Origin of the sequence: Roseicella frigidaeris (assembly GCF_003258945.1) — a bacterium.
GTDB classification, from domain to species: domain Bacteria; phylum Pseudomonadota; class Alphaproteobacteria; order Acetobacterales; family Acetobacteraceae; genus Paracraurococcus; species Paracraurococcus frigidaeris.
This window is the reverse complement of the sequence record NZ_QLIX01000004.1, coordinates 151,918-164,099: the sequence shown is the minus strand read 5'-3', so window position 1 is coordinate 164,099 and position 12,182 is coordinate 151,918. Positions and strand designations below refer to the sequence as shown.

Annotated in this window: 9 protein-coding genes; 1 reads left to right on the top strand and 8 read right to left on the bottom strand. The window is 72.6% G+C overall.

Annotation, left to right across the window (positions count from 1 at the left end):
- Positions 1-55: 55 nt before the first annotated feature.
- A complete protein-coding gene (gene putA / locus DOO78_RS08025; protein WP_207802831.1) occupies positions 56-3,709 on the top strand; it encodes a trifunctional transcriptional regulator/proline dehydrogenase/L-glutamate gamma-semialdehyde dehydrogenase in 3,654 nt (1,217 codons plus the stop codon).
- 15 nt (positions 3,710-3,724) lie between these two features.
- Here the strand turns inward: putA and mnhG are convergent, their stop codons facing one another.
- From mnhG to DOO78_RS07985, 8 genes are all read right to left on the bottom strand, one after another.
- The gene (mnhG, locus tag DOO78_RS08020) at positions 3,725-4,081 is read right to left on the bottom strand and encodes a monovalent cation/H(+) antiporter subunit G (protein WP_111469223.1); all 357 of its coding nucleotides are present in this window, start codon (positions 4,079-4,081) and stop codon (positions 3,725-3,727) included.
- Positions 4,078-4,359 carry a K+/H+ antiporter subunit F gene (locus tag DOO78_RS08015; protein WP_111469222.1) on the bottom strand — a complete coding sequence of 94 codons (282 nt, stop codon included), beginning with the start codon at positions 4,357-4,359 and terminating at the stop codon, positions 4,078-4,080. Before DOO78_RS08015 ends, mnhG begins: the two co-directional genes overlap by 4 nt.
- Positions 4,356-4,841: a Na+/H+ antiporter subunit E gene (locus tag DOO78_RS08010; protein WP_111469221.1), complete on the bottom strand. Its 486-nt coding sequence runs from the start codon at positions 4,839-4,841 to the stop codon at positions 4,356-4,358. Before DOO78_RS08010 ends, DOO78_RS08015 begins: the two co-directional genes overlap by 4 nt.
- Positions 4,838-6,445, bottom strand: coding sequence for a monovalent cation/H+ antiporter subunit D (locus DOO78_RS08005; protein WP_111469220.1), 1,608 nt, complete (start codon positions 6,443-6,445; stop codon positions 4,838-4,840). The genes DOO78_RS08010 and DOO78_RS08005 overlap by 4 nt, the downstream gene beginning before the upstream one ends.
- Positions 6,442-6,783, bottom strand: a complete 342-nt coding sequence (locus tag DOO78_RS08000; RefSeq protein WP_111469219.1) for a Na+/H+ antiporter subunit C — start codon at positions 6,781-6,783, stop codon at positions 6,442-6,444. Before DOO78_RS08000 ends, DOO78_RS08005 begins: the two co-directional genes overlap by 4 nt.
- On the bottom strand, positions 6,783-9,671 hold the full coding sequence (locus tag DOO78_RS07995; RefSeq protein WP_111469218.1) for a monovalent cation/H+ antiporter subunit A: 2,889 nt from the start codon (positions 9,669-9,671) through the stop codon (positions 6,783-6,785). Before DOO78_RS07995 ends, DOO78_RS08000 begins: the two co-directional genes overlap by 1 nt.
- 97 nt (positions 9,672-9,768) lie before the next feature.
- On the bottom strand, positions 9,769-10,221 hold the full coding sequence (locus tag DOO78_RS07990; RefSeq protein ID WP_165838784.1) for a PTS sugar transporter subunit IIA: 453 nt from the start codon (positions 10,219-10,221) through the stop codon (positions 9,769-9,771).
- 185 nt (positions 10,222-10,406) lie between these two features.
- Positions 10,407-11,903 carry a CoA-acylating methylmalonate-semialdehyde dehydrogenase gene (locus tag DOO78_RS07985; RefSeq protein WP_456309226.1) on the bottom strand — a complete coding sequence of 499 codons (1,497 nt, stop codon included), beginning with the start codon at positions 11,901-11,903 and terminating at the stop codon, positions 10,407-10,409.
- Positions 11,904-12,182 lie beyond the last annotated feature (279 nt).

Below are 12,182 nucleotides of genomic sequence, written 5' to 3'. Positions count from 1 at the left end.
ATTCGGCCCTCGGCGTGATAATCCTGCGATTGCCCTCGCCAATGGTGCCCCGGCCATGCCCTGCCCGCCCGTCCCTCCCTTCGCCCGTGTCCTCGACGGGACGCCGGCACCGACGCCGTCGCGCGCCGCCATCACCGCCATGACCCGGGCGCCGGAGCCCGACTGCCTTGCCCGCCTGCTGCCCGAGGCCGCCCTGCCGCCACCCCTCGCCGCCGCCGCCGAGGCGACGGCCCGCCGCCTGGTCGAGGCGCTGCGCCGCAAGGGCGCGCGCGGCATGGTGGAGGGGCTGGTGCAGGAATTCTCCCTCTCGAGCCAGGAGGGGGTGGCGCTGATGTGCCTGGCCGAGGCGCTGCTCCGCATCCCCGACACCGCGACGCGCGACGCGCTGATCCGCGACAAGATCGGCGGCGGTGACTGGCGGGCGCATCTCGGCCACTCGCCCTCGCTCTTCGTCAACGCCGCCACCTGGGGGCTGGTCGTCACCGGCCGGCTCGCCGCCTCGGGGGCCAGCGAGGCCGGGCTTTCGGCGGCGCTGACCCGCCTCATCGCCCGCGGCGGCGAGCCGGTGATCCGCCGCGGCGTCGATCTCGCCATGCGCATGATGGGCGAGCAATTCGTCACCGGCCAGACCATCGACGAGGCGCTCGCCCGCAGCCGCCGGATGGAGGCGCGGGGCTTCCGCCATTCCTACGACATGCTGGGCGAGGCGGCGGCGACCGCCGAGGATGCGGAACGCTACCGCCGCGACTACGAGGCGGCGATCCATGCCATCGGCCGGGCGGCTGGCGGCCGCGGGGCGTATGACGGGCCGGGCATCTCGGTGAAGCTCTCCGCCCTGCATCCGCGCTATGCCCGGAGCCAGCGCGGCCGGGTGATGGGCGAGCTGCTGCCGCGGCTGGCGGCGCTGGCCGGCCTTGCCCGGCGCTACGAGATCGGCCTCAACATCGATGCCGAGGAGGCCGACCGGCTCGAGCTCTCGCTCGACCTGCTGGAGGCGCTCTGCGCCGATCCGGCGCTGGAAGGCTGGAACGGGCTCGGCTTCGTCGTCCAGGCCTACCAGAAGCGCGCGCCCCAGGTGGTCGAGCATCTCATCGACCTGGCCCGGCGCAGCCGCCACCGGCTGATGCTCCGCCTGGTCAAGGGCGCCTATTGGGACAGCGAGATCAAGCGGGCGCAGCAGGAGGGGCTGGCGGACTACCCGGTCTATACCCGCAAGGCGCATACCGATGTCGCCTATCTCGCCTGCGCCCGCCGGCTGCTGGCGGCGCGGGAGGCGGTCTTCCCGCAATTCGCCACCCACAATGCCCAGACGCTGGCTAGCATCCACGCCCTGGCGGGGCCGGACTTCCGCCTCGGCGATTGGGAATTCCAGTGCCTGCACGGCATGGGCGAGCCGCTCTACGAGGAGGTGGTGGGCCCGGCGCGGCTCGGCCGCCCCTGCCGCATCTACGCCCCCGTCGGCACGCATGCGACGCTGCTCGCCTATCTGGTGCGGCGGCTGCTGGAGAACGGCGCCAATTCCTCCTTCGTCCACCGCATCCAGGATGCCGCCGTGCCGGCCGAGGCGCTGGTGACGCCACCCGACCGGATCGTGGCGGCGGAGACGCCGCCGGGCGCGCCGCATCCGCGCATCCCCCTGCCGTCCGACCTGCTCGGGCCGGCGCGGCGCAATTCCGCCGGGCTCGATCTCAACGACGAAGCGGTGCTGGCCGCCCCGGCGCCGGCGCTGCGGGAGAGCGCGGCGCGGGACTGGCAGGCGGCGCCGATGCTGGCGCGCGACCTGCCCGGCGGCGCGGCGCGGGCGCTGCACAACCCCGCCGACCGGGCCGACCGGCTCGGCACGGTGATGGAGGCCACGCCGGCGCAGATCGACCAGGCCCTGGAGGATGCGCTGGCGGCAGCCGGGGACTGGGCCCGGCTGCCGCCCGCCGCGCGCGCCGCCTGCCTCTCGCGCGCCGCCGATCGGATGGAGGCCGGCCGGGTGCCCCTGCTCGGCCTGCTCATGCGCGAGGCCGGCAAGTCGCTCGCCAATGCCGTGGGGGAGGTGCGGGAGGCGGTGGATTTCCTCCGCTACTACGCCGCCCAGGCGACACGCGACCTCGACCCTGGCACGCATCGCCCGCTCGGGCCGGTCGCTTGCATCAGCCCATGGAATTTCCCGCTCGCCATCTTCACCGGCCAGGTCGCCGCCGCGCTCGCCGCCGGCAACACGGTGCTCGCCAAGCCGGCCGAGGAGACGCCGCTGATCGCCGCCCAGGCGGTCGCCCTGCTGCAGGCCGCGGGCATCCCGCGCGCGGCGCTGCAATTGCTGCCCGGCGATGGCGCGGTCGGCGCCGCGCTGGTCGCGGATGCCCGCATCCGCGGCGTGATGTTCACCGGCTCCACCGCCGTGGCCAAGGGCATCCAGCGCGTGCTCGCCGCCCGGCTGAACCCGGATGGCGCGCCGGTGCCGCTCATCGCCGAGACCGGCGGGCAGAATGCCATGATCGTCGATTCCTCGGCGCTGGCCGAGCAGGTGGTGGCGGATGTGCTGGTCTCGGCCTTCGACAGCGCCGGGCAGCGCTGCTCGGCGCTGCGCCTGCTCTGCCTGCAGGAGGACGCGGCGGAGCGCGTGCTCTCCATGCTGCGCGGCGCCATGGCGGAGCTGACGATCGGCAATCCGGACCGGCTGGCGACGGATATCGGGCCGGTCATCACCGCCGAGGCGCGCGACGCCATCCTCGGCCATGTCGCGCGCATGCGGGCGGCGGGGCACCGGGTGCACCAGGCATCGCTGCCGGCGGACTGCGCCCGCGGCAGCTTCGTGCCGCCGACGCTGATCGAGATCGACGACATCGCCGCGCTGGGGCCGGAAGTCTTCGGCCCGGTGCTGCATGTGCTGCGCTTCCGCCGCGAGGGGCTGGAGGCGCTGCTGGAGGCGGTGAACGCCACGGGCTATGGGCTGACCTTCGGCGTGCAGTCGCGGCTGGACGAGACCGTCGCGCGCGTCACGGCGCGGGCCGGGGCGGGAAATCTCTACGTCAACCGCAGCATGATCGGCGCCGTGGTCGGGGTGCAGCCCTTCGGCGGGCATGGGCTCTCCGGCACCGGACCGAAGGCGGGCGGGCCGCTCGTCCTGCGCCGGTTGCTGGCCGCCGCCCCGATGGGGCCGGGGCTGCCGGGGGGATGCGCGCCGGCGGCGGCGGGTCTCTGGGCCTCCTGGCTGGCGGCGCGCGGTCAGGCCGCGGCGGCGGCGCGGGCGGCGGCGATGCAGCAGGCGACGCCGCTCGGCCTTGCCCTCGACCTGCCGCTGGAGGGACCTGGCCTGGTCGGCGAGCGCAACCGCTACACCACCGCGCCGCGTGGCACGGTGCGCTGCGTCGCGGCCGAGCCGGGGGCGCTGCTCGACCTGGTCTCGGCGGCGCTCGCCACCGGCAACCGCGCGGCCCTCGATGCCGGGGTGCTGGCGGCGCTGCCCGGGCTGCCACCCGAGCTGACCGGCTGGATCGCCCTGGCGGAGGGGGCGGAGGATGCCGTGCTCGTCGCCGGGCCGGATGCGCTGGCGCTGCGCTGGGCCGGGGCGCTCGCCGCGCGCGAGGGCGCCATCCTGCCCCTGCTGCGGGCCAGGCCCGATGGCGGCGTCGCCCTCGACATGCTGGTGCGGGAGACGGCGATCAGCACCAACACCGCCGCGGCCGGCGGCAATGCGCAGCTGATGGCGATCGGCTGATCCGGCGCTGCCGCATCAATCCGGCCGCGCCGCCTGGGGCACCCCCCGCTGCCCCTCCAGTCGGTCGCGATGCATCGCCGCCCGCGCCACCAGCATCAGCGTCACCGGCGTCGTCAGGATGACGAAGGCGCCGATGGCGATCTCGTGGATCACCAGCCGCGTCCCCAGGGCCGAGAAGAACAGCATCGAGGCCAGCAGGATGCAGCCCATGCCGTAGGAGGTGCCGAGCGTCGGCGCATGCACCCGGGCATAGAAGCTGTTCAGCCGCAGCAGGCCGAAGGCGCCCACCAGGGTGAGGCCGGCGCCGATCAGCAGCAGCAGGCAGACCGGGACGACGACGATCCAGGGCAGGGCGGCGGCCTCGGGCGTCATTCGATCACTTCCCCCCGCATCAGGAATTTGGCCAGCGCCGCGGTGCCGACGAAGCCGAGCAGGGCGATCACCAGCGCCGCCTCGAAATAGACCGCGGTGCCGGAGCGGATGCCGAAGGTCAGCACCAGCAGCATGCCGCAGACATAGAGCGCGTCCAGCCCCACCACCCGGTCCTGCGCCCGCGGGCCGCGCAGCACGCGCCAGGTGCAGCAGAGCATCGCCGCGCCCAGCATGAGCTGCGTCACCAGCACGGAGATGCCCAGCACCATCAGGGTCATGCGAAGATCTCCAGCAACGGCCGCTCGTAGCGGTCCTTCACCAGTCGGATCCAGACCTCCTCGTCGTCGAGGTCGAGGACATGCAGCAGCAGCCAGCCCGCTTCCGCGTCGTATTCGACCCAGGCCGAGCCCGGGGTGGCGGTGAGGATGGCGGCCAGCACCGCGAGGGCCTGCGGGTCGCGCAGCGCCAGCGGGATATGGATGAAGCCGGCGCTGCTGTTCGCCCGCCTGCCGAGGATGATGCGCGCCACGGTGAGGTTCGACTGGGCGATGTCGAGGAGCACCTGCCCGGCCAGCCGCAGCATGAGGCCGGGGCGCCGCAGCCGCGGCCGGCCCTGGTCGAGCAGGGCGAGCGTCCAGCCGCCGAACAGCGCGACGGCGACCCCGACCAGCGCCGGCCCCGGCGCCAGGGTCTGGTTGAGCAGCAGCCAGAGCAGCAGGATGCCGAGCGAGATCAGCGGGTGCGGCAGCAGCCTCGTCATCGCGCCCGCCCCAGCACCTGGCGCGGATAGTCCTGCGGCGCATGCAGGGTGGCGGCGGTTGCCTGCATGTAGCGCATCACCGGCCCGGCCGCGACGGTCATGCCGACGCAGACGAGCAGCAGCATGAGGATCGGCGCGATCTCGATGGCGCGGACCCGCGGCACGGCGCGGTCCTCGGTGGCCCAGAGGTTGCGGATGCCGGCGCGGGTCATCGCCAGGATGGTGGCGAAGCCGGAGAGGAAGAGGGCGATCAGCAGCGCCCAGCCGCTCCAGGGGATGAGCGCCGGGCCCTTGCCGAGCCCGGCCGGGTTCAGCAGGGCGTTGAGCATGGCGAATTTGGCGATGAAGCCGGAGAGCGGCGGCAGCCCGGCGAGCAGCAGCGCACAGCAGAGGAAGCAGGCGCCGAGCACCGCCATGGTGGCCGGGATGGGAACGCCGATGGCATCGTCCTCCTCATCCTCCTCCTCGCCGTCGCCATAGGCCTCGAGCGTCACGGCGAGGACGTCGGCGCCGATCTCGCGGCCGCGGTCGAGCAGCTCGATCAGCAGGAAGAAGGCGCCGATCGCCAGCGCCGAGCTCACCAGATAGAAGAGCGCGCCGCCGGTGACGCCGACCTGGCCGGCGCCGACGGCCGCGAGCAGCGTGCCGGAGGAGATGTAGACATTGGCGCCCGCCAGACGCGGCAGGTCCTGCGTCGCCAGCACGCTGATGGCGCCGAAGGCGATGGTGGCGACGCCGACCGCCACCAGCCAGGTGCCGCCGAACCCGGCGGAGGCGCCGGTCCCCGTGCCGAAGAGCAGCAGCGCCAGCCGCGCGATGGCATAGAGGCCGACCTTGCTCATCATGGAGAAGATCGCCGCCGCCGGCGGGCTCGCCGCCGCATAGGTCGGGACCAGCCAGAAGCCGAGCGGCCAGGCCGCTGCCTTGACCAGGAAGGCGATGCCGAGGATGGCGGCGCCCGCTTCGAGCAGCGGCCGGTTCGCCGCCGGCATCTGCGGGATGCGGGCGGCGAGGTCGGCCATGTTCAGCGTGCCGGAGACGCCGTAGATCATGCTGACGCCGATCAGGAAGAGCAGCGAGGCGGCAAGGTTGATGGCGATGTAGTGCAGCCCCGCCTTCACCCGCGCGACGCCCGAGCCGTGCAGCGCCAGCCCGTAGGAGGCGGCGAGCAGCACCTCGAAGAAGACGAAGAGGTTGAACAGGTCGCCGGTGAGGAAAGCGCCGTTCAGCCCCATGAGCTGGAATTGCAGCAGGGCGTGGAAATGCGCGCCCATGCGTTGCCAGCGCGGCAGGGCGTAGAGCTGGGCGGCGAGGCCGAGCAGCGCCGTCACCACCAGCAGCAGGGCGGAGAGGCGGTCGAGCATCAGGACGATGCCGAAGCTCGCCGGCCAGCTGCCGAGGCTGTAGACGGCGATGCCCGGCCCGATGCCGGCATGCAGCCGCACCGCGAGGAAGACCGCGATGCCGAGCAGCAGGAGGATGGAGGCGAGGCCGAGCGCCGCCTTCAGCCGCGCCCGCTGCTCGTCCAGCGCCACCATGATGGCGCCGACGAGGAGCGGCAGGGCGACCGGCGCGACCGCGAGATGCTGTTGCCAGCCGCTCATCGCCGCGGCCGCCCATCGACATGGTCGCCGCCGGTGAGGCCGCGCGCGGCCAGCATCACCACCAGGAAGAGCGCGGTGGTGGCGAAGCTGATGACGATGGCGGTCAGCACCAGGGATTGCGGCAGCGGATCGGCGAAGCTCGCCGGGTCGCCCTGGCCGCCGGGGCCGAGGATGGGCGGCGCGCCGATCGGGAAGCGGCCCATGCTGAAGATGAAGAGGTTCACCGCGTAGGAGAGCAGCGACAGGCCGATGATGAGCTGGAAGGTGCGCGGGCGCATGAGCAGCCAGACGCCGGAGCTGGCGAGCAGGCCGATGGCGATGGCCAGGATGAGCTCCATCAGTCCTCTCCTGCGATGGCGGGCTCGCGCCGCGGCTCGACCAGCGGCGGCGGCGGCGCGGCGCGCTGGCTGCGCACCGACTGGTGGGCGAGCACGATGAGGATCAGCACCGTCGCCCCGAAGACCAGGGCGAAGACGCCGAGATCGAAGATGACGGCGCTGGCCAGCGGCAGCTTGCCGAGCGGCCCGAGATCGGCATAGGCGAAGTAGGAGGTGAGGAAGTTCCGCTGGAACAGGATGGCGGCGGCGCCGGTCCCGACCGCGAGCAGCAGGCCGAAGCCCATCCAGCGCAGCGGCAGCACGCGCAGGTGGTCCTCCACCCAGCGGGTGCCGCCGGCCATGTACTGCACCAGGATGCCGATCGCCAGCATCAGCCCGGCGATGAAGCCGCCGCCCGGCTGGTCATGCCCGCGCAGCAGCAGGTAGATCGACACCGCGATGATGACCGGGAAGAGCAGCCGCATGGTCACCGAGGGGACCAGCAGCCAGTCCTTGGCATCGCCCTGCTGCTGGTCCGGCACGCCGATGCTCTCCGGCGCCGGGCGGAAGCGGCGCAGCAGCGCGAAGACGGTCAGCGCGACCACGCCGAGCACGGTGATCTCGCCCATCGTGTCGAAGCCGCGGAAATCCACCAGGATGACGTTGACCACGTTGGTCCCGCCGCCCTCCTTGTAGGCGCGGTTCAGGAACTCGCGGGAGATGCCGTCGGGCGAGACCCGGGTCATCATGGCGTAGGAGATGGCGGTCAGCCCGAGGCCGGCGGCGGCGGCGATGACGAAGTCGCGCAGCCGCCGCAGCCGGGCGACCGGCGCGCCCGAGCCGGCGGTCTCGATGCGCCGCGGCATCCAGCGCAGGCCGAGCAGCAGCAGCACCGTCGTCACGATCTCGACCAGGATCTGCGTCAGGGCGAGGTCCGGGGCGGAGAACCAGATGAAGGTGAGGCAGGTGGCGAGCCCGGTGCAGCCGAGCAGGATCAGCGCGGCCAGCCGGTGGTACTTCGCCTGGTAGGCGGCGGCCAGGGCGCAGCCGCCGCCCACCGCCCAGATGATGGCGACCACCGGATCGGCCGTGGTCATCGCCACGTTGCCCGGCGCCAGGCCGTGCGGCAGCAGCGCCAGGGTGCCGGCGAGGAGCGCGGTGCAGACCAGCAGCATGAGCTGGATCTGCAGCCGGTCGGTCGCCACCCGCCGCTCCAGCGCCCGGGCGAAGCGCCAGGAGAGGAAGACCATCACCTGCTCGAAGGCGCGGCGGCCATCGAGGAAGCCGAGCAGCGGCGTCCCCTCCAGCCCGGCATTCAGGTGGCGGTAGAGCAGGCGGTAGAGCACCACCCCGCCCGCCAGGGCGATGAGGCTCATCGCCAGCGGCAGGTTGAAGCCGTGCCAGACGGCGAGGCTGTAGCGCGGCGTGGCATCGCCGAGCACCGCCCGCACCGCGATGTCGAGCAGCGGGCCGATGGTGGCCGAGGGCAGGATGCCGACCACCATGCAGAGGAAGACCAGCACCTCCACCGGCACCCGCATGAATTGCGGCGGCTCGTGCGGCTTCTTCGGCAGGTCGGCCGTTGGCGGGCCGAAGAAGGCGCCGTGGATGAAGCGGAGCGAGTAGGTGACGGCGAGGATGCTCGCCACCGTCGCGGCCACCGGCAGGATGCCGTGCAGGAGGCTCGGCGCGGTGGCGACGTCGAGCGCCTCGGAGAAGAACATCTCCTTCGAGATGAAGCCGTTCAGCAGCGGCACGCCGGCCATGGCGGCGGCGGCCACCAGGGCGAGGCGGGCGGTGAAGGGCATGGATTCGTTGAGGCCGGAGAGGCGGCGGATGTCGCGCGTGCCGGTCTCGTGGTCGATGATGCCGGCCGCCATGAAGAGCGAGGCCTTGAAGGTCGCGTGGTTCACCGTGTGGAACACCGCGGCGACCATGGCGAGGTCGCTGTTCAGGCTGAGCAGCAGGGTGATCAGGCCGAGATGGCTGATGGTCGAATAGGCCAGCAGCGACTTCATGTCGTGCTGGAAGATGGCGACATAGGCGCCGAGCAGCAGGGTGATCAGCCCGACCGGGCAGAGGATGTCGAACCAGGCATCGGTGCCGGCCAGCACCGGCCAGAGCCGCGTCATGAGGAAGATGCCGGCCTTCACCAGCGTCGCCGAGTGCAGGTAGGCGGAGACCGGCGTCGGCGCCGCCATGGCGTGCGGCAGCCAGAAATGGAAGGGGAATTGCGCGCTCTTCGTCATGGCGCCGAGCAGGATCAGCACCAGCGCCGGCACGTAGAGCGGATGCGCCCGGATGGCGTCGCCCGAGGCCAGCACGGCGTCGAGCTCGTAGCTGCCGACGATGTGGCCGAGCACCAGCACGCCGGCGAAGAGGGCGAGGCCGCCGCCCGCCGTCACGGTCAGCGCCATGCGGGCGCCGTTGCGCGCCGCCGCGACGTTCTGCCAGTAGCCGATCAGCAGGAAGGAGAAGAGGCTGGTCAGCTCCCAGAAGAAGACGAGCTGGATGAGGTTGCCCGAGAGCACCACCCCCATCATCGAGCCCATGAAGGAGAGCAGGAAGGCGAAGAAGCGCGGGATCGGGTCGTCCGGCGACATGTAGTAGCGCGCATAGAGCACGATCAGCACGCCGATGCCGGAGACCATGAGGGCGAAGAGCCCGGCGAGGCCATCCATCCGCAGCGACAGGGAGAGGCCGAGTTCCGGCGCCCAGGCGATCTCGAAGCGCGGCAGCTGCCCGGCCTCGATCGCCGCGAAGCCGAGGCCGACCATCCCGAGCGTCAGCAGCGCCACGCCGCCAGCCAGCCAGGCCAGCAGCCGGGCATTCGAGGGCAGCAGGGTGGCGACCAGGGCGCCTGCATAGGGCAGCAGGAGGGCTGCGAGGAGGTAGATGGCGTCGTCCATCAGGCGCCGGGATCTCCGTCGGCTTCGGTGCAGGGCCCTCCCGGGCGGCTCCGGCAAGGCTGGGTGGGGCGGGCCTCGGCCAGGCTCCGGGCGGCGGTCAGAGGAGCTGGTCGGCGGCCCGCAGACTCCGCAGCGCCTCGGCCGCCGAGCCGGCCTGGCGGAGCTGGCGCGGCAGCTGGTTGTCGCGGAGCGCCCGGCAGATATTGGACAGCGCCGGCAGGAAGCCCTCCGAGGCGGCCTCGGGCCAGAGCACCAGGAAGACCAGGTCCACCGGCTCGCCGTCGCGGGCATCCATCTCGATCGGCCGGGTCAGCCGCGCCAGCACGGCGGCCGGCCGGTCGAGCCAGTCGACGCGCGCATGCGGCATGGCGACGCCGCGGCCGAGCGCCGTCGAGCCCAGCCGCTCGCGGGCCAGGATCGCCTCTAGCACCGTCTCGGCCGGCTGCTGCAGGCGGCCGGCCATCGCCGTTGCCAGCATCTCGAACAGCTCGGTCTTGTTGGCGGGGGAGAGGGAGAGGATGTCGTTCGCCTCGGGGAAAAGGTCTGCCATCGCCATACTGCTGTCTCCACCCGCGCCCTGAGGGTCGACCCGGCCGTCCTTTAACATTACGCGCTGTTCATTCAACCAGTTCCGGCAACCAGTCCCGGTCTCGCCCCGGCCGAAGGCGGCACCGGCGTTCCGCTCCCTGGGACGCCTCCACCCGTCCGGGCGTTCCCGCCCGGACGGCGGCCGCCTCAGCCGAGCACCGGCATGGTGAAGCTCGCGCCGGCGCGGATGCCGGTTGGCCAGCGCAAGGTGCCGGTCTTCAGCCGGGTGTAGAAGCGGACGCCCTCCGGCCCGTGCACATGGTAGTCGCCGAAGAGGGAGCGCTTCCAGCCGCCGAAGGAATGAAAGGCCATGGGGACCGGGATGGGCACGTTCACCCCCACCATGCCGGCCTTGACGCGCGAGAGGAAGCTCTGCGCCACATCGCCGTCGCGGGTGAAGATCGCGGCGCCGTTGCCGAATTCGTGGTCGTTGGCCAGCTTGAGCGCCGCCTCGAAGTCGCCGGCCCGGGCGATGGAGAGGACGGGGCCGAAGATCTCCTCGTCATAGACCTTCATCCCCGGCCGCACCCGGTCCAGCACCGTGCCGCCGAGATAGAAGCCCTCCTCATAGCCCTGCAGGGTCAGGCCGCGGCCATCGACCAGCAGCTCCGCCCCCTCGGCGAGGCCGGCATCGATATAGCCCGCCACCTTGTCGCGATGCGCCCGGGTGACCAGCGGGCCCATCTCCGCCTCGGGGTCGGTGCCGGGGCCGACCTTCAGCGCCCGCACCCGCGGCAGCAGCCGCTCGATCAGCGCCGCGGCGGTCGGCTCGCCCACCGGCACGGCGACCGAGACGGCCATGCAGCGCTCCCCGGCCGAGCCGAAGGCGGCGCCCATCAGCGCGTCCACCGCCTGGTCCATGTCGGCATCCGGCATGACGATCATGTGGTTCTTGGCGCCGCCCAGCGCCTGCACCCGCTTGTTGTTGGCCGAGGCGCGGTGGTGGACATACTCGGCGATCGGCGTCGAGCCGACGAAGCTGATGGCATCCACGCCCGGATGATCCAGCAGCGCATCCACCGCCGCCTTGCCGCCATGCACCACGTTGAAGACGCCGTCCGGAAGCCCCGCTTCGCGCAGCAGCAGCGCCAGCTCGTTGCCGAGGCTCGGGTCGCGCTCGGAGGGCTTGAGGATGAAGGCGTTGCCGCAGGCAATGGCGACGGGGAACATCCACATCGGCACCATGGCCGGGAAGTTGAACGGGGTGATGCCGGCGACGACGCCGAGCGGCTGGCGGATGGCGACGGAATCGACGCCGCGGCCCACCGCCTCGCTGTATTCGCCCTTCAGCAGCTGCGGGATGCCGCAGGCGAACTCCACCACCTCGAGGCCGCGGGTCAGCTCGCCCTTGGCGTCCGAGAGCACCTTGCCGTGCTCGGCGGTGATGATGCCGGCGAGGCGGTCGGCCTCGCGCTCGATGAGGTCGCGCAGCCGGAACATCACGCGGGCGCGCACATGCGGCGGCGTCGCGGCCCAGCCCGGCGCGGCCCGGCGCGCGGCGGCGACGGCGGCCTCCACCTCCGCCGCATCGGCGAGGCCGAGCCGGGCCGTCACCTTGCCGGTCGCGGGGTTGTAGACCTCGGAGACTTGGCCGGTGCGGCTCGGCACCGGCTCGCCCGCGATCATGTGCGGGATGAGGGGCAGGGCATCGGTGCGGGATGCGGTCTGCACGGTCATCGGCGTCTCTCTCCTCATCGGGCCCGCCCCCCCAGGTGGGGATGCTGGGGGATGCTGGACGGGCGGGAGTGTAGAACGCGCGGCCGGGCTTCGGCACCCGGGGGCCGCATGGCCCGCCTGCCGGAGGTCCGCGATGCGGCGGGCGCAACGAGCCCTGCACGAGGCGGTGATGTCTCCCGCGCCGGCCAGGCTTCGCTTGCGGCAGGCGGCGAAAGGGCCGAATTGAGCGACCGCGATTGCTGCGAT